Raw genomic sequence first — 17,070 nt, forward strand, 5'->3', positions numbered from 1 at the left:
GCGTCTTATCCGACCTACGGGGACGCACGTGTAGGCCGGATAAGGCGTTTACGCCGCATCCGGCAATGGTGTCCAAATGCAACACGTTTTATCCGTTCTGGACTTCACCCGCTAACCAACGCGCCGCAGCAATAACCCCCTGCCCCAGAGACAAGCCGCCATCACCCGCCGGTAAACTCTGTGGAAAGAGCAATGTGAAATCAGCGAGATAATGCGCCAGACGTGCACGCAGCAAACGGTTATGAATAACCCCGCCGCTAAATACCAGCGTAGTGATACCACGCATCGTGGCCTGCTCACGCATCAACGCGGCAAAACCCTGCGCCAGCGCATCATGAAACGCCCACGCGCGTTGATTAACCGGTGCCTGCCAGTTCAGCCACTGCTGCCAGAAAGTGGCGAGATCCAGCTGATTGTCCACCAGCGGCATTGTCACCGGATGCGTCACTCCGTGGCATGAGGCTGCGAGCGCCTCCAGGGCACAAGCCGCTTCACCTTCATAACTTAACGTGGCTGGCGCACAGCCCAGTGCCGCCGCCACAGCATCGAACAAACGCCCACACGATGACGCCAGCGGCGCGTTAATTCCACGCTCAATGGCCCGCGCCAGCACGCTCCAGTTTTGCTGTTGCACACTTGCCGTTTCAGGGTAATTCTGCCACTCCGGCACAAAGTGCAGGCACTGCGCCAGCAGGTTACGCCACGGCTGCTTAGCAGCCAAATCGCCCCCCGGAAGCGCCACTGCAGGCAAGCCGCCCAGGTGCTGGCATTCGCGATAGTTCACCCGCAAGCACTCGCCCCCCCATAAAGCGCCGTTCTCCCCCATACCGATACCGTCGAGCGTCAACGCAATGACATCACCGCCATCCAGAGGCCAGTGGTGTTCTGCCAGACACGCCGCTGCGTGGGCATGATGATGCTGCACCGTTTGCGTCGGCAGATTCATTTCGCGCGCCCACTGGCTAGAGACATAGCCCGGATGCGCGTCATGCACAACGTATTGCGGAGTGAAATCGTAGATGTTTTGCATCAGGCGTAACGCTTCGCGCCACTGCATCTGGATGCCATCGTCACTTAAATCGCCCAGATGCTGACTCAACACCGCTTGTTCACCGCGCACCAGGCAGAAGGTATTTTTCAGATCCGCGCCAAGACACAGCACAGGCGGAACATTTTTAAAGCCCGGAGGCAAAACCAGCGCATCCGGCACATACCCCCGCGAACGGCGCAGCATTTCGCCGCTTTCGCGCACCACCGAATCATCCATCCGCTGCACGATGTCGCGGTTATGTATCAAGAATCCGTCGGCAATGCCCTGCAAATCCAACAACGCCTGTTCGTTGCTGATAGCCGGTGGTTTACCGCTCTGATTGCCGGAGGTCATCACCAGCGGGCATTGCAGTTCCTGTAACAGCAAATGCTGAAGCGGATTCGCAGGCAACATCACCCCGACTTCGTTAAGGCCAGGGGCGATATCGTCACAAAGTTCAGGAACGTATTTTTTATCCACCAGCACAATCGGCGCGGCGGGCGTGGTGAGCAACTGATGGGCAGCGTCAGGTAAGCCTTCTGCCGTTGGCAGCATAACCGCCAGCGGTTTCGCCGGGCGATGTTTGCGCGCCCGCAGTGTCGCCACCGCGTTACTGTTACGTGCATCGCAGGCGAGATGGAATCCGCCAATCCCTTTGATGGCGACAATGTTGCCCATTTTTAACTGTGCGATAGCTGCCTGTAATGCCGCCTCTTGTTCTGCATGTTCACCATGACTTACCCATTCAAGATGCGGGCCACACTCCGGGCAAGCCACCGGCTGGGCGTGGAAGCGACGATCGAGCGGGTCACGGTACTCTTTGTCACAGGCCGGACACAGCGGAAACGCCGCCATCACGGTAAACGGGCGATCGTAAGGCATGGCGCGAATAATGGTGAAACGCGGGCCGCAGTGGGTACAGTTGATAAACGGATAACGCCAGCGTCGCTCGCCAGGGGTATTCATTTCGGCAAGGCAGGCAGGGCAAGTGGCGGCATCGGGAACAATTTGCGTATTCATGGTGCCGCCTGTGCTCTGGCGAATGGTGAACTCAGTGGGCAGTTGTGACCAGATAAACGGCTCACGCTCGACGCTATCAATACGCGCCAGCGGCGGGCAGTGCTGATGCAATTGAACAAGAAACGTTTCCGGGTCTTCCAGCAGCCGGACTTCTACGCCATCTCCGTCATTACAGACATCGCCGTGAAGATTTAATTGCTGTGCCAGCTGCCAGACAAACGGACGAAAACCGACGCCCTGCACTTTGCCACGAATACGCAGTTGGACACCGCAAGATGTGTTTTTTGCCATTGAGTTATTCCCGCCATCATGAATTGCGTAACCCGCTCTGCCGGACACGACAGCGTCGTATCCGGCAGTCACAGGTCGGCGATACCGCCCGCTCCGTATTCTACGAATATTTCCGGGAATTCCTTTGATGCCAGAACAGTTCTGTAAGATTTTTAGAACATCAGCGCCGTACGGCGACGTTTTTCTGCGCTCAGTTGTTCAAGTTTATTACGATCGACACAAATCAGCGCATGGGTCGGGCAAGCCGCCATACACGCCGGGCCGTCTTCACGATGGTTGCACAGGTCGCATTTATTGGCTTCAGCTTTGTCAGCACGTACATTAAGCCCCGCGCCGCTGTTGCGAATCACCGGACGTACCACCACTTCCATCGCGCCATACGGGCAAGCCACAACGCAGGTTTTGCAACCAATGCAACGTTCCTGCATCACATGAACAAACCCTTTATCACGGCTGATAGCACCATTCGGGCAGACGTTAGCGCACGGTGCATCTTCACACTGACGGCAGACTGTTGCCGTGGAAATGTTCACACCTTTAATGACATGGATTCGCGGTAAAAAAGTTTCCGGGGTCAGCGATGCACAGTCCTGGTTTTCCTGATGAGAAACCACGCACGCTACTTCACAGGTACGGCAACCAATACATTTACTCGCGTCAGCAATGATGAAACGGTTCATCAAATTCTCCAGCAATGACAGTTAATGCGCCGATACATTCACAAATCATGCCAGTTTTTAATTTACTGTTATTTAAGGAAATTAAATTCTGTGATGCAGGAAAAACGATGTCATCGACACTAGTGACGATGACATGTGATGACAATGTTTATCGCGAAGGAGCAATGAGTGAGTCGCGGCGGATCAGTTTTCCGCTGAAGGTTTTCGGCGGTGAGAAATCCCCGCCATCGAGCATAAAAATCAGCCGTCCAATAATTTCCTGAATCATCTCAGTCACCGGAATTTTTACGCTGGAGAGCGCCGGAACGGTGTAGGGGGCAATTGCGATATCATCGAATCCGATAACTGACACCTGCTCTGGCACCGCTACGCCGCGCTCGTGTAACGCTTTCATCGCACCTATCGCCATATCGTCGTTACTGGCAACTAACGCGCTAAATTTAGCCCCACGTTCGAGCAACGTTTCTACCCCTTCGGCCCCGCTGGCGGGCGTCCATTTACCATTAGCGATAAGTTTTTCATTGAGCGCAATACCATGCTGCGACAGCGCGTCTTTATACCCGGCAAGACGTTCAATGCTGGTGGGGGAATCCATCGAGCCGGTAAGGAAAGCAATCTCCTGATGCCCGGCGTTTATCAACTCTGCCACGGCGTTAAAGCTGGTCTGTTTATGATCGCACCAGACGCTATGGCTGCTATTTTTGCGCAGGCGGCGATTAAGCACCATTATCGGCTGACTGTGCGCGTCAATGATGTCATCAATTTCATCCACGCTTAAAAAGCGCGGATAAATCATGATCGCGTCGCAGCGCAGATCCAGCAGATACTGAATCGCCTGGCGCTCTTCTTCGGCGCTGTGTTTACCATCTGCCAATAGCAACTGCCGCCCTTTCTCTTCCGCCATTCGCGCGGCATGAAAGAGTAATTCACTAAAATAAATGCCGTGGTAAAGCGTGTTGGTCACTACCAGCCCCAGCGTCTGCGTACTCTTCGCCGACAGATTGCGCGCCAGCAAGTTTGGACGGTAACCGCTCTCTTCTACCGCCTGAAACACGCGATCTTTAGTCTCCTGGCTGACGTAGCCATTACCTGAAAGCACGCGGGAAACGGTCGCTTTTGAAACCCCGGCGCGCTTCGCCACTTCCAGCATCGTCGTCATCATTTTCATCCCTTTACACGCAATCAACGCAGTGTACTGCACCGTTTGCCGATTGTCCTTGCGCAATCGGCGGGAAAAATATTCAGGTGACCGGTTTCACAAATATAAAAAATGAACAATTAACTCTCTTGCTTATTTTTTGACAACTATTCATGATTTTGTGAAACCGGTTTCTTCATTCCGTTTCAGCATCGGCATTTTTCCGTCCCGTCGACTGATAACAACTACCTCTACCCTACTGATAACAGGATAAAATCCGATGGCCAAAAATTATGCGGCGCTGGCACGCTCGGTGATAGCGGCACTGGGCGGCGTTGATAACATCTCAGCAGTCACGCACTGTATGACGCGTTTGCGCTTTGTTATCAAAGATGATGCGCTTATCGACAGCCCGACGTTAAAAACCATCCCCGGCGTGCTCGGCGTGGTACGTAGTGACAACCAGTGTCAGGTGATTATCGGCAATACCGTTTCACAAGCCTTTCAGGAAGTCGTCAGCCTGCTGCCGGGAGATATGCAGCCCGCCCTGCCCGTGGGTAAACCCAAACTCACGCTGCGTCGCATTGGTGCGGGGATCCTCGATGCGCTGATCGGCACCATGTCACCGCTGATCCCGGCGATTATCGGCGGATCGATGGTCAAACTGCTGGCGATGATCCTCGAGATGAGCGGCGTGCTGACAAAAGGATCGCCGACCTTAACCATTCTGAATGTGATTGGTGACGGTGCTTTCTTCTTCCTGCCGCTGATGGTCGCGGCTTCGGCCGCCATCAAATTTAAAACCAATATGTCGCTGGCGATTGCCATCGCGGGTGTGCTGGTACATCCGAGTTTTATTGAACTGATGGCGAAAGCGGCCCAGGGGGAACATGTCGAATTTGCCCTGATCCCGGTCACCGCGGTGAAATACACCTACACGGTGATCCCGGCGCTGGTGATGACCTGGTGCCTGTCATATATCGAACGCTGGGTGGACAGCATTACACCGGCGGTGACCAAAAACTTCCTCAAGCCAATGCTGATTGTGTTGATTGCCGCACCGCTGGCAATCCTGCTGATTGGCCCGATTGGTATCTGGATCGGTAGCGCCATTTCGGCGCTGGTTTACACCATTCATGGTTATCTGGGCTGGCTTTCAGTCGCCATTATGGGCGCGCTGTGGCCTCTGCTGGTAATGACCGGGATGCACCGCGTCTTTACGCCAACCATCATTCAGACCATTGCCGAAACCGGCAAAGAAGGGATGGTCATGCCGTCAGAGATCGGCGCTAACCTGTCGCTGGGCGGTTCATCACTGGCGGTGGCGTGGAAAACGAAAAACCCGGAACTGCGCCAGACGGCGCTGGCTGCGGCGGCATCAGCCATTATGGCGGGGATTTCCGAACCGGCGTTATACGGCGTGGCTCTTCGCCTGAAACGTCCGCTTATCGCCAGTCTTATCAGCGGTTTTATTTGCGGCGCGGTTGCCGGTATGGCGGGGCTTGCCAGCCACTCAATGGCAGCGCCGGGGCTATTTACCAGCGTGCAGTTCTTCGATCCGGCGAATCCAATGAGCATCGTCTGGGTGTTCGCGGTCATGGCGCTGGCGGTGGTGCTGTCGTTTATCCTCACACTGTTGCTCGGCTTTGAGGATATTCCTGTTGAGGAAGCGGCTGCCGAGGCGCGAAAGCATCAGAGCGTACAACCGACCGTCGCCAAAGAAGTAAGTCTTAATTGAGGATGAAAATGTCAGTATTTCCAGAAGGTTTTTTATGGGGCGGCGCGCTTGCCGCCAACCAGTCTGAAGGTGCGTTCCGTGAAGGTGGCAAAGGACTGACCACGGTCGATATGATCCCACACGGCGAGCATCGAATGGCGGTGAAACTGGGGCTGGAAAAACGTTTTCAGTTGCGCGATGACGAGTTTTATCCCAGCCATGAGGCGACGGATTTTTATCATCGTTATAAAGAAGATATCGCCCTGATGGCAGAGATGGGATTCAAAGTGTTCCGTACCTCAATTGCCTGGAGCCGTCTCTTTCCGCAGGGCGATGAAATCACGCCCAATCAGCAGGGCATTGCTTTTTATCGTTCTGTCTTTGAAGAGTGTAAAAAGTACGGTATCGAACCGCTGGTCACGTTGTGCCACTTCGATGTGCCGATGCATCTGGTCACCGAATATGGCTCCTGGCGTAACCGCAAGCTGGTGGAGTTTTTCAGCCGCTACGCCCGGACCTGCTTTGAAGCATTTGATGGACTGGTGAAATACTGGCTAACCTTCAATGAAATCAACATTATGTTGCATAGCCCGTTCTCCGGCGCGGGTCTGGTGTTTGAAGAAGGTGAAAATCAGGATCAGGTGAAATATCAGGCCGCGCATCACCAGCTGGTTGCCAGTGCGCTAGCCACCAAAATCGCCCATGAGGTTAACCCGCAAAATCAGGTAGGCTGTATGCTGGCGGGCGGTAACTTCTACCCTTACAGCTGCAAGCCGGAGGATGTCTGGGCGGCGCTGGAGAAAGATCGGGAAAACCTGTTTTTTATCGATGTGCAGGCGCGGGGCACGTATCCGGCTTACTCTGCCCGCGTATTCCGCGAAAAAGGGGTAACCATAGATAAAGCGCTGGGCGATGATGAGATCCTGAAAAACACCGTCGATTTTGTCTCCTTCAGCTATTACGCCTCGCGCTGCGCCTCGGCGGAGATGAACGCCAACAACAGCAGTGCGGCGAACGTGGTGAAATCGCTGCGTAACCCGTATCTACAGGTAAGCGACTGGGGCTGGGGAATTGATCCGCTCGGTCTGCGCATCACCATGAACATGATGTACGATCGTTATCAGAAGCCGCTGTTTCTGGTGGAAAACGGCCTGGGCGCAAAAGATGAATTTGCTGCCAATGGTGAGATTAACGATGACTATCGCATCAGCTATTTACGCGAACATATCCGCGCAATGGGCGAAGCGATTGCAGACGGCATTCCGCTGATGGGCTACACCACCTGGGGCTGTATTGATTTGGTTTCCGCCTCAACGGGTGAAATGAGCAAGCGCTACGGTTTTGTCTTTGTTGACCGTGACGACGCAGGCAACGGTACGCTGGCGCGCACGCGTAAGAAATCGTTCTGGTGGTATAAAAAAGTGATTGCCAGTAATGGTGAAGATTTAGAGTAAGTAACAGTGCCGGATGCGGCGTGAACGCCTTATCCGGCCTACGTGTCGCACGAACCAGGTAGGCCCGATAAGCGCAGCGCATCGGGCAATCTGGCGTTTGGCATCAGTCAAAATCAAAGAAACCATTCCGGCTTAACGCCAAATCGGGCTGAAAGTGCCTTAATGTGGGATATCGTCAGAGATCGTTGTCCAGACAAAATCTGACTGACCAGGGATTTAGAGCCGATTTCGTTCTTCAAATCCGCATAGGTCAGATTATGTTGATCAATCAACGTGCGAAGTAACGCCACGCCAACCGGCATTGCAGCAACGGCTTTGTCGAACTCTGCAAACTTTTCGTGGTTGTTTTCATACTCTGCAATGCGGCTCGCCAGAAAGTCGATAAGTGGATTGGTGTCATCTTCTTCAATCAAATATTCGACCAGTTCCAGTGCTTCACGATAATCATCTTCTGAGTCACTGCCTCCCAGAAAGGGGACTGCATTGACCAGTTCTCTTGTTGCTTTAACAGCGCGTGCAGCATTAGCAGTCATTCTTTGTTCTCTCTGTAGTAACGTGTCAGTTTGTCATACTCTGCGTGATTCGTTATGTGCTTCACAAAGAACCGCTTATTAACAAAGTTTATGTAGGCAATAACCCTAAGATTGTTCCCGCCGACATCCAGAACGTACCATTTGTTGCGATATCTAAAATTGTCGAGGTTGGGAAACGCCGTTCGCATTTCTTCTGGTGTAGAAAAATCCGTTTCCTTAATAACCCGATACAATGAGTGTAGAGCCAGAGCGTCGTTAGGATATTTGCGCGCACACTCTTCAAATGGCGCTTTAGAAATGATGTGCATTTTTAAGTTTTAACTTCCTTATAGTAAGTAAACAGCCACATCTGCGAGTTCTATCCTTATGTGTTCGGAAACTATAGCTCATCAAATCCAAGTTCACAATATGTAAACACTTGTGCGCTATATAATTACCCCCAAAATCCTCATAGCCACTCTGCAAAACGTCAGTTCTGGTTCACCCCATCAAGCACATCCCCCTTTATCAAGCAACGCTGCGTCAGCGCCAGATCTTCCGTTTGCGGGTCGCGTCCGGCGATGGGTTTGAGGACGAGTTTACGGTTGGGGGTATAAGTAAAGCGCGTGAGCGCGGGATAGCTTAACTTGCCAAACCAGCCGTGAACACGCTGCCATTTGGCGTCTTTTACCTGATACAGACTGGTTATCCAGTAACCAGAATTAAACTGCATATCCAGCAATTGCGTGTGACCATTCCTTTGTAAATCCAGCAAATCATCAATGCCAGTTTCACTTGCGGTATAAAAACCATCGGACTGAAAAACACACGGGCGACCTTTCTGATTAAAGGTCATCAGAATCAAAAACGCGTTAGGTGCCAGACCATTTCCTGAACTACCCCGCCAGATAACCAGATCCTGAATGCCGTTACGATCAAGATCGGCACGGTAAAGTTGCGCATTACCCGCCATATTTTGCAGCACCCCCACAGGCACAGACCAGGATTTACCGGCGCGATCTTTACCGTTCAATTGCCATTCACTATCATCGTTTGGCATCTTTTCAAGCGTCACGCCAGCAACGCCCACTTTTATAAAATGCCAGGTTTTCTCGGCATCATAAGGCATGGTCAGGAGAGGTTTCAGCACCCGCTTTTGCGCGTATTCGCTGTCACTCATTGGCAGATATTCGGTAAAGCTGGTGGCCTGTGCAGGCAGCACTAAGCTCAATAAAAAAGCGCACATCCCTGTTTTGATGTTCAATTCCCTGAATTCCCTAATGAAGAATTATTCTTCCACCGCTAACTGCACGAAGCCGCCGTTCCCTTCCCAGCCTTCCAGTCGTTGATAAACGGTTTCTACCGCATCTTTAATCGGCTGGGTCATCGGGTAGTAAAAGCCGACGATATCCGGCTGGATGCCGAGGAAAATCACTTCGCCAATATCTTCTTTCAACTGATCGATAAGATAGTTCAGCGGCATGTTATGGGTAGTCATCATAAACATCTCGGCGATGTCATCCGGGTCGATGATGCGGATCTCGCCGGGGTTTAGTCCCATATCCGTGGCGTCGACAATCAGTAGTCGTGTCGGGCGCAGTTCGCGGATGGCGACGATGTCGTTTTCCGGTGCGCTACCGCCGTCAATCACCACCCAGTTACCTTTCGGCGCGGCGGCGCACTTTTCCGCCAGCAGCGGGCCTGCGCCATCATCGCCCATCATGCTATTGCCAACACAGAGTAAAACGTCAGTCACGCAGTCTCCTCACCATCAAATAGATGGCGTTTTCCTGATGAATATCATGCAGCATACTTAACAGCATTGTACTCCATTCCTGCTGCCGCGCAGTTTGCGCTGCCCGGGCTTTATCGAATGCGTTGGCCAGCATCGGCACATGGTTAATGTCGATGACGATCTCACCATATTTCGGCACGCCTTCCATTTTGCGGCGGGCTTCGCTGCCCGCCTCCAGAGTGGCAATCCATGCCAGATAGTCATCCCACGGGCAGGTGAGCGCCGCTTCCAGGCAATCGATAACCCCAAGGTGGTGACCAATCGCCAGGCTGTAATAGACCACCTGCTGCGCCTCGGCGGGCGTGGCATCGTTCTCATCAATAAATTTACGGCTCAGTTGACTGAACACCACCTTTTCACTCATCGGATACGCGCCTCTTCAACAACATGATTCAGATGGCTGACAATCTCGTTCAGACGCGGATCGTTTTCCGCTTCCAGCCAGCGTGCAACCTGTTCTTCGCCCTGCCCTAACTGTGTCAGGAAGTCATCGGCAATCTGACGACCGTAGCGGTAACCCGCCAGGCGGCGTGCTTCGCGATCCACTTTCACGCGCAGCGGCTGCACCATATCGCCATGCAGGATCTCAGCCGGTTGTTCATCCTGCTCACCCGGGCCACGGGCGTGAATTTTCTGCTCCAGCAGGCCGAGTGCCATTGCAAAGCCGTACAGCGTGGCGGCTGGTGTTGGCGGGCAGCCAGGGATATAAACATCCACCGGGACGATTTTATCCGTACCGCCCCACACGCAGTAAAGATCGTGGAAAATGCCGCCGCTGTTGCCGCAGGCACCGTAGGAGATACAGATTTTCGGGTCCGGCGCGGACTGCCACGCACGTAGCGCAGGGGATCGCATTGCACGGGTGACCGCGCCGGTAAACAGTAAAATATCCGCATGACGCGGTGACGGAACGACTTTAATGCCGAAGCGTTCTGCATCAAACAGCGGCGAAAGCGTGGCGAAAATTTCGATTTCGCAGCCGTTGCAGCCGCCGCAGTCCACGCGGTAAACGTAGGCAGAACGTTTGATTTTTTTCAGTAACGACGCCTTCATGCTGGCGATGGACTCATCCACCGTCATCGGGACCGGAATGCCGTTGGCGTCACGGGGGCCTAATAAATTGCTCATCAGATGGCCTCTTTCATATGGCGAGTCAGTTCAATACGGTCGGACGGCACCAGGCATTTCTGGCGCTTACATTCCGGGCAAGTCTCAAAGCTTTCGCGGTGGTTTTCCGCGCGGCTGTCGCCGTTGTGCTTAAGCAGCGCAATGGCGTAGTCGATCTCTTTCTGGACAGCGAAAGGACGATTGCAGACGCGGCAGTTGCACAGCGCAAAGCGGGACTGTTGCAGGAAATCTTCTTTCTTCCACACCGCCAGTTCGTACTCTTGCGACAGTTTGATCGCCGCCGTCGGGCAGACTTCTTCGCAGCGTCCACAGAAGATGCAGCGGCCAAGATTGAACTCCCAGGCCAGCTCACCGGTGGCGAGGTCAGTTTCAACCGTTAAGGCGTTTGACGGGCAGGCATTGACGCAGGCCGCGCAGCCGATGCACTGCTGCGGGTTCTGCTCTGGCTTACCACGGAAGTTTTTATCAACCGCAATCGGCTCCAGCGGATAAGACGAGGTCGCCGTGCCGGTTTTGATAACTTTTTTGATAAAGGTAAACATGGCGATTCCTTATTTCAGCGGCGAGTTTTTACGCTCAATGCTGTAGCGCTCGAGTTCTTTGTACGGCACCACTTTGCTCTTCTTCTTACGCACATCGACCACGGTCATGCGGTCGGTACAGGAGTAGCAAGGATCCAGGCTACCGATAATCAGCGGCGCATCGGAAACAGTGTTGCCACGCAGCATGTAGCGCAGGGTCGGCCAGTTCGCGTAGGTCGCGGCACGGCAGCGCCAGCGGTACAGCTTCTGGTTGTCGCCGGTCATGCTCCAGTGGATATCATCGCCGCGCGGCGCTTCGGCAAAGCCCAGCGCGAAACGGTGCGGAATGTAGGTAAAGCCTTCCACCATCAGCGGGCCGCCCGGCAGGTTATCCAGACCGTAATCGATCATATTCAGCGCGGTATAGACTTCGTTGATACGCACTTTCAGACGGGAAATAACGTCGCAGCCCTGCTCGCTGTGGACTTCCATTGGCAGCAGGCCATAACCAACAAACGGGTGATCGGCACGGGTATCACGGGCGTGACCGCTGGCACGGACCATCGGGCCAACGTTACTGAAGTCGCGAGCGATTTCCGGGTCCAGACGACCAATGCCGACGGTGCGTTGTTCCATGTTCGGTGTGCTCAGCAGCACATCCACCAGCTCCTGCACTTCACGACGCATCTGTTGTGCCAGCTGGCGGGTCTGGATCATGTCGTCTTTCAGCAGATCGCGACGAATCCCGCCGATCAGGTTCAGGCCGTAGGTTTTACGCGCACCGGTAAGGATCTCTGCCATTTTCATGGAGGTTTCACGCACGCGGAAGAACTGCATAAAGCCGGAGTCGAAGCCGGTAAAGTGACAGGCCAGGCCGAGGTTGAGCAGATGCGAGTGCAGGCGTTCTACCTCCAGCAGAATGGCGCGGATCATCTGCGCGCGTTCTGGCACCTGAATACCCATCGCGTTTTCCACCGAAGTGGTATAGGCGGTGCTGTGAGCAAATCCGCAGATCCCGCACACACGGTCAGAGAGGAAGGTCACTTCGTTGTAACCCATACGAGTTTCCGCCAGTTTTTCCATGCCGCGATGGACGTAGAACAGGCGATAGTCGGCGTCGATAATGTTTTCGCCATCGACGAACAGACGGAAGTGACCCGGTTCGTCAGAAGTGACGTGCAGCGGGCCAATCGGCACGACGTTGTTTTTCTTGTCACCCAGTTCGTTGATGAACTCGTAGGTTTCAGCATCGGTGGTCGGCGCCGGACGCTGACGATAATCCATGCTGTCTTTACGTAGCGGGTAGAGTTCATCCGGCCAGTCATCCGGCAGCACCAGACGGCGCTCATCCGGCAGCCCAACCGGAATCAAACCGTACATATCGCGCACTTCACGCTCGCCCCACACCGCCGCCGGAACACGTGGCGTCACGGACGGATATTCTGGTTTATTGGCGTCAACTTCGACGCGAACCGTGATCCAGCACTTAGTCCCCTTCTCCATCGACAGCACGTAATAAACGGCGTAATGACCATTCAGTTTGCGTTCGTCGTTACCAAACAGCACCGACAGCCAGCCCCCCTGTTTGTAGTAGAGAAACTCCACCACTTCCGGCAGATAGTTCACCTTTACGGTGACAGTCAGCTGATCTTTGGTCTGCCAGGCGTGGTCCAGCACGACGCCCGGAAATGCCTCATTCAGCGCGGCGAGATAATGTTGACCTAATTTTTCTTCAGACATGCTCAAACTCTCTTTAATCACGCCGCCAGCAAGGAGACGAACGCTAAAAATGCAAAACCAAAACCAGCCCAAGTAATGCGCGGAGTAATATCAAGACGCAGACGGGCCATGCTGTTTTCGAATAGCGCGATAACCAGTACGCCGACCACCAGTTTGACGATGGCAATCACCAGCGCCAGCAGCAGCCCACCAGCGGTGAAGGTTTCCATTTGTCCCCACGGAATAAACACCCCGACGAACATCTGCAACACCACCAGCTGTTTCAGGCTGATACCCCATTTCATGACGCCAAAGCCGCTGCCGCTATACTCAGAGAGCGGACCTTCCTGCAACTCCTGCTCGGCTTCCGCCAGGTCGAACGGCAGTTTGCCCATTTCGATAAAGGTGGCGAATGCACAGGCACAAAGCGCCAGCACCAGCGGGATGCTCTGGCTCAGCGGCCAGTGATAAACGGTGTCGGTGATGTTGCTGATATTGGTGGAACCAGCAACCTGCGCGGCGACCCACAGACCAAGCAACAACATCGGTTCGACCAGCACGCCAAGCATCGCTTCACGGCTCGCGCCGATGGCGGTAAACGGGCTGCCGGTATCCAGACCAGAAATGGCAAAGAAGAAACGCGCGATGGCGAAGAGATACAGTAAGGTGATCAAATCAGCCAGTTGCGGCAGCGGAGAACCAACGGTTACTACCGGCAGCGCAGTAGCGATAGTCAGCATGACACCCACCATCACATACGGCGTCAGGCGGAACACCCAGCCGGAGGCATCCGGGCCAACGCTCTGACGCCCCAGCAGTTTGATAATGTCGCGATACTCCTGCAACACGCCCGGCCCGCGACGGTTATGTAAGCGGGCTCGCGCCACGCGGGTTATACCGGAGAGCAGCGGCGCAACGGCAAATAACACCAGCGCCTGAATTAACGGATATAAAACACTCATTCTCAGGCTCCTCGTGAAACAATAATCACCACCAGCACCGCCAGTTCAACCAGCGCCATCCGGCGGAACAGCAACGCACTCCCCTCGCACTGCCAGCCCGGCACCAGCGACACCGGATTCAGCCATTTGCGCAGTTTCAGCACTGGCGCAAACGCCTGTTTAACCGGCATGGCAAAACCGTGAGCGGTAATCACCATTGATTTTTCGTGGTCGTAGCCGCACACCCAGGCAGCGCCACGGGAACGTGACGGCAAACGGTCGCCTTTGCAAATCGCCATAATGATGAATGGCAGCAGCGGGCAGGCAATCAGCAGCAACGTGATCATTGGTTGAGAAACGGTGGTGTTAGCAGGCTCCAGCGGCAGAGGTACAGCAGCAGACAGCATCGGCAGCAGCCACGGCGCAGCAACACCGCCAATTACGCAGCAAATCGCCAGAGCCACTACGCTGACGCTCATCAGGAACGGCGCACAGGTGGCGTTTTCGGCTTCTTTGGTACGCGGCGCACCGAGGAACGTGACGCCATAGACTTTCGCCATACACATCACCGCCAGCGCACCGGTAATTGCCAGACCCACAGCGAGCAGCGGCCCCAGCAGACGGGCAACAAACGCGCCACTATTGCTCAGTTTGAAGAAGGATTGATAGATAACCCATTCCCCGGCAAAACCGTTCAGCGGCGGCAGCGCAGCCATTGCCATCAGCCCGACTAACATAGCGATGGAGATAACCGGCATTTTCTTGCCAATACCACCGAGTTTTTCGATATCGCGATGACCGGTACGGAACCAGACGCTCCCCGCCCCGAGGAACAGTACGCTTTTGAACAGGCTATGATTAAGCAGATGGTACAGACCACCGACCAGACCAAGGGCAATCAGCGCCGGTTGTTCGAGTGCGATACCCGTTACGCCAGCGCCCAGCCCCAGCAGGATGATGCCGATATTTTCCAGGGTGTGGTAAGCCAGCAGGCGCTGGATGTTGTGCTCCATCAACGCATACAGACCGCCGACGAACGCGGTGATCATGCCGAGCACCAGCAGCGCGATCCCCCACCACAGCGGCGCGTTACCACCCAGCAGCGACAGGGTTAAAATGCCCAGCAGGCCAATTTTCATGACTACCGTGGAAAACAGCGCGGCAGCTGGCGCAGAGGCGTTAGCATGTGCCTGTGGCACCCAGCTGTGCAGCGGGATAATCCCGGCCAGCAGGCCAAAGCCAATCACACCTAGCAGCCAGATATCGGAACCGAGCGGCAGTTGCTGCACGCGCATATCCAGCAGGCGCAGATCCAGCGTGCCGTAACGCTGCCACAGTAGCCAGCAAGCAATCGCCAGCAGCAGAGTGCCAAGACGTCCCAGCGCAAACCACAGTTTGCCCTCTTTGCTGTTGCTGGTAAGGAACACCGCGCACAGGGCCATGACTTCGGCCATTACCACGAACATGCCCAGATTACTGGCGATGACGGCGCAGACGGCGGCAGCCATCAACATATTGATCTGCAAGCCGTTGCACTTCACCTGCGCGTGGCGATGCCAGTCAATGTTGTAGAGGCTGACAAACAGGCCGCACAGGCCGAGCGTAATCAGCCAAATCGCATTAAGCGGAGAGATTTGCACATCGTAGCTTACCAGCGACAGCGCACCGCTCACGCCGACCGCGCCAGTCAGCACAGTGAAGCCCGCTGCTGCCGTGTACAGGCTACCGACTGCGCCACCAATTCCGGCTATCCAGCCACTTAGTGCCTTATGAAAAGAAAAGAGAAATGCCAGAACAGCGGCGGCGGCAAACCACGCCACGCCACTATTGATCAGGGAAATTGCGCTCATTTAGCCTCTCCACTTTGAGCCTGCTGAAACAAGGTGAGATCGCCAAAGTCCGTGTTAAAGGTCAGCTCACGCTTACGTTTGCTAACGCGGGCGATATCGGTGTTATCCACCAGATGCAGGGCTTTGGTTGGGCACATCCGCACGCAGGCCGGACCTTGTTCATCAAAGCTACAGAGGTCACATTTGACGGCGATCGCGCGAATACCCGGCACCCAGTCAAGCAATGTGCTGACACGCGCCGGAGCAGGCGGTGCCGGTGGCGCTTTCGGGGTATTGGCATTTGCAGGAATATCCAGCGGACGGCTACCGGAAAATTCGATTGCGCCGAACGGACAGGCGATGCCGCACAGTTTGCAGCTTACGCACAGGCTTTCATTCAACTGCACGGCCCCATCAACGCGGGTGATGGCGTTAACCGGGCAGACCACCGCGCAGGGTGCATCTTCACAGTGGTGACAGAGCTGCGGCGCAGATTCTTTATCATTTAGCATCACTCTCAGGCGCGGCATAGACTGAAGGCCGTGCTGGCGATGCGTCTCTGAACAGGCGGCCTCACAGGTGTGGCAGCCGATACAGAGCGTGGAGTCAGCAATTACAAAACGATTCACCGGGCATTCCTCAGGTGATTGTCATTTTTGACGAAAACATGCCGATGAAATGTCATTTTCGACACTCATCGACACGCCCATCCCCAAACAGGCATGATGCCTGCAAACCGGACAAAGCCTCAGCTCATGCTGCTGAGCTTTGTCCCTTTACCAGTTGGCTTAAATTCACCGGCGTATTGTTCTCAATGGCGGTGTATAAGTTGTCGTAAACACCAGCGATTTTTTCGAGATAGTGTTCCAGAACCTGTTCGCGATTGCGGATGTTGACCTTGCCATCAATCATGCCGTCAATGCTTAACTGAGCCTGTGCAATCAGCTGCTTGTCTTCGCCGTCTTTCGTTTCGACGTAGTACTCGATGGTGTGGCTGTTAAAACCATCCGCCAGGGTGACGTAGATGCGAAAATGTTCAAAAAGTACGAAACAGAGTTCTTTATCTGGCGCGCAACTCATGGCGTGGTGCAGACGCGCTTTTGATAACGTGATCCCCTGAACCAGCGAATTGCAGTAGATATGCCACTGGTCCTGTAGGCGACGATGCCGCTGTGCGATGTAATCGGCTTTCTCGCTTATTTCCCAAATAGTCATTGTCAGGTTACCCGTTTAACAGAGATGCCTGCCTTAAGCATTTTTTGTGCCAATTTTTATCTCATTGTTATTTATATATT

General features: G+C 54.3%; 17 protein-coding genes. 2 read left to right on the plus strand and 15 right to left on the minus strand.

Annotated features, from left to right (window positions below; translation table 11 throughout):
• Positions 1–88: 88 nt before the first annotated feature.
• The 3 genes from hypF to ascG all read right to left on the minus strand — a co-directional run bounded on the left by hypF (position 89) and on the right by ascG (position 4,180).
• Positions 89–2,341, minus strand: coding sequence for a carbamoyltransferase HypF (hypF, locus tag FFT88_RS19135; protein WP_135403799.1), 2,253 nt, complete (start codon positions 2,339–2,341; stop codon positions 89–91).
• Positions 2,342–2,493: 152 nt separating this feature from the next.
• Positions 2,494–3,021 (minus strand): electron transport protein HydN, encoded by a 528-nt coding sequence (hydN, locus tag FFT88_RS19140; RefSeq protein WP_001078777.1) that lies wholly within the window; start codon positions 3,019–3,021, stop codon positions 2,494–2,496.
• Between the two features lie 148 nt (positions 3,022–3,169).
• Positions 3,170–4,180, minus strand: coding sequence for a DNA-binding transcriptional regulator AscG (gene ascG / locus FFT88_RS19145; protein WP_167851593.1), 1,011 nt, complete (start codon positions 4,178–4,180; stop codon positions 3,170–3,172).
• Positions 4,181–4,439: 259 nt separating this feature from the next.
• Between ascG and ascF the strand changes: the two genes are divergently transcribed.
• Positions 4,440–5,897 carry a PTS cellobiose/arbutin/salicin transporter subunit IIBC gene (gene ascF, locus FFT88_RS19150; protein ID WP_135403797.1) on the plus strand — a complete coding sequence of 486 codons (1,458 nt, stop codon included), beginning with the start codon at positions 4,440–4,442 and terminating at the stop codon, positions 5,895–5,897.
• Between the two features lie 8 nt (positions 5,898–5,905).
• The gene (gene ascB, locus FFT88_RS19155) at positions 5,906–7,330 is read left to right on the plus strand and encodes a 6-phospho-beta-glucosidase AscB (RefSeq protein WP_135403796.1); all 1,425 of its coding nucleotides are present in this window, start codon (positions 5,906–5,908) and stop codon (positions 7,328–7,330) included.
• Between the two features lie 113 nt (positions 7,331–7,443).
• Here the strand turns inward: ascB and FFT88_RS19160 are convergent, their stop codons facing one another.
• From FFT88_RS19160 to hycA, 12 genes are all read right to left on the minus strand, one after another.
• Positions 7,444–7,863 carry a helix-turn-helix domain-containing protein gene (locus FFT88_RS19160; protein WP_000126291.1) on the minus strand — a complete coding sequence of 140 codons (420 nt, stop codon included), beginning with the start codon at positions 7,861–7,863 and terminating at the stop codon, positions 7,444–7,446.
• Entirely contained in the window at positions 7,860–8,171 is a 312-nt protein-coding gene (locus FFT88_RS19165) for a type II toxin-antitoxin system HigB family toxin (protein ID WP_000547557.1), read from the minus strand. The genes FFT88_RS19160 and FFT88_RS19165 overlap by 4 nt, the downstream gene beginning before the upstream one ends.
• A 161-nt stretch (positions 8,172–8,332) precedes the next feature.
• The gene (locus FFT88_RS19170) at positions 8,333–9,088 is read right to left on the minus strand and encodes a hypothetical protein (protein ID WP_135403826.1); all 756 of its coding nucleotides are present in this window, start codon (positions 9,086–9,088) and stop codon (positions 8,333–8,335) included.
• Between the two features lie 42 nt (positions 9,089–9,130).
• Positions 9,131–9,598 carry a hydrogenase maturation peptidase HycI gene (gene hycI / locus FFT88_RS19175; protein WP_135403795.1) on the minus strand — a complete coding sequence of 156 codons (468 nt, stop codon included), beginning with the start codon at positions 9,596–9,598 and terminating at the stop codon, positions 9,131–9,133.
• The gene (hycH, locus tag FFT88_RS19180; RefSeq protein WP_135403794.1) at positions 9,591–10,001 is read right to left on the minus strand and encodes a formate hydrogenlyase assembly protein HycH; all 411 of its coding nucleotides are present in this window, start codon (positions 9,999–10,001) and stop codon (positions 9,591–9,593) included. The genes hycI and hycH overlap by 8 nt, the downstream gene beginning before the upstream one ends.
• The gene (hycG, locus tag FFT88_RS19185) at positions 9,998–10,765 is read right to left on the minus strand and encodes a formate hydrogenlyase subunit HycG (protein WP_000067399.1); all 768 of its coding nucleotides are present in this window, start codon (positions 10,763–10,765) and stop codon (positions 9,998–10,000) included. Before hycG ends, hycH begins: the two co-directional genes overlap by 4 nt.
• Positions 10,765–11,307, minus strand: coding sequence for a formate hydrogenlyase subunit HycF (gene hycF / locus FFT88_RS19190; RefSeq protein ID WP_000493785.1), 543 nt, complete (start codon positions 11,305–11,307; stop codon positions 10,765–10,767). Before hycF ends, hycG begins: the two co-directional genes overlap by 1 nt.
• Positions 11,308–11,316: 9 nt before the next feature.
• Entirely contained in the window at positions 11,317–13,026 is a 1,710-nt protein-coding gene (gene hycE, locus FFT88_RS19195; protein ID WP_001288122.1) for a formate hydrogenlyase subunit HycE, read from the minus strand.
• 17 nt (positions 13,027–13,043) lie between these two features.
• Positions 13,044–13,967: a formate hydrogenlyase subunit HycD gene (hycD, locus tag FFT88_RS19200; protein WP_130207628.1), complete on the minus strand. Its 924-nt coding sequence runs from the start codon at positions 13,965–13,967 to the stop codon at positions 13,044–13,046.
• A 2-nt stretch (positions 13,968–13,969) separates the two neighbouring features.
• The gene (gene hycC, locus FFT88_RS19205) at positions 13,970–15,796 is read right to left on the minus strand and encodes a formate hydrogenlyase subunit 3 (protein ID WP_135403793.1); all 1,827 of its coding nucleotides are present in this window, start codon (positions 15,794–15,796) and stop codon (positions 13,970–13,972) included.
• Positions 15,793–16,404 (minus strand): formate hydrogenlyase subunit HycB, encoded by a 612-nt coding sequence (gene hycB, locus FFT88_RS19210; RefSeq protein WP_059268566.1) that lies wholly within the window; start codon positions 16,402–16,404, stop codon positions 15,793–15,795. The genes hycC and hycB overlap by 4 nt, the downstream gene beginning before the upstream one ends.
• A gap of 124 nt (positions 16,405–16,528) precedes the next feature.
• On the minus strand, positions 16,529–16,990 hold the full coding sequence (hycA, locus tag FFT88_RS19215) for a formate hydrogenlyase regulator HycA (protein WP_130207632.1): 462 nt from the start codon (positions 16,988–16,990) through the stop codon (positions 16,529–16,531).
• Between the last annotated feature and the right edge of the window lie 80 nt (positions 16,991–17,070).

Origin of the sequence: Escherichia sp. E4930 (assembly GCF_005845405.1) — a bacterium.
Classification (GTDB): domain Bacteria; phylum Pseudomonadota; class Gammaproteobacteria; order Enterobacterales; family Enterobacteriaceae; genus Escherichia.

Coding starts and splice junctions, on each gene's coding strand:
- FFT88_RS19165 (WP_000547557.1), bottom strand. CDS start 8,171: ATGCACATCATTTCTAAAGCGCCATTTGAAGAGTGTGCGCGCAAATAT.
- hycF (WP_000493785.1), bottom strand. CDS start 11,307: ATGTTTACCTTTATCAAAAAAGTTATCAAAACCGGCACGGCGACCTCG.
- hycD (WP_130207628.1), bottom strand. CDS start 13,967: ATGAGTGTTTTATATCCGTTAATTCAGGCGCTGGTGTTATTTGCCGTT.
- hycH (WP_135403794.1), bottom strand. CDS start 10,001: ATGAGTGAAAAGGTGGTGTTCAGTCAACTGAGCCGTAAATTTATTGAT.
- hycG (WP_000067399.1), bottom strand. CDS start 10,765: ATGAGCAATTTATTAGGCCCCCGTGACGCCAACGGCATTCCGGTCCCG.
- hycA (WP_130207632.1), bottom strand. CDS start 16,990: ATGACTATTTGGGAAATAAGCGAGAAAGCCGATTACATCGCACAGCGG.
- FFT88_RS19160 (WP_000126291.1), bottom strand. CDS start 7,863: ATGACTGCTAATGCTGCACGCGCTGTTAAAGCAACAAGAGAACTGGTC.
- hycC (WP_135403793.1), bottom strand. CDS start 15,796: ATGAGCGCAATTTCCCTGATCAATAGTGGCGTGGCGTGGTTTGCCGCC.
- ascG (WP_167851593.1), bottom strand. CDS start 4,180: ATGACGACGATGCTGGAAGTGGCGAAGCGCGCCGGGGTTTCAAAAGCG.
- ascB (WP_135403796.1), top strand. CDS start 5,906: ATGTCAGTATTTCCAGAAGGTTTTTTATGGGGCGGCGCGCTTGCCGCC.
- FFT88_RS19170 (WP_135403826.1), bottom strand. CDS start 9,088: ATGTGCGCTTTTTTATTGAGCTTAGTGCTGCCTGCACAGGCCACCAGC.
- hypF (WP_135403799.1), bottom strand. CDS start 2,341: ATGGCAAAAAACACATCTTGCGGTGTCCAACTGCGTATTCGTGGCAAA.
- hydN (WP_001078777.1), bottom strand. CDS start 3,021: ATGAACCGTTTCATCATTGCTGACGCGAGTAAATGTATTGGTTGCCGT.
- hycE (WP_001288122.1), bottom strand. CDS start 13,026: ATGTCTGAAGAAAAATTAGGTCAACATTATCTCGCCGCGCTGAATGAG.
- ascF (WP_135403797.1), top strand. CDS start 4,440: ATGGCCAAAAATTATGCGGCGCTGGCACGCTCGGTGATAGCGGCACTG.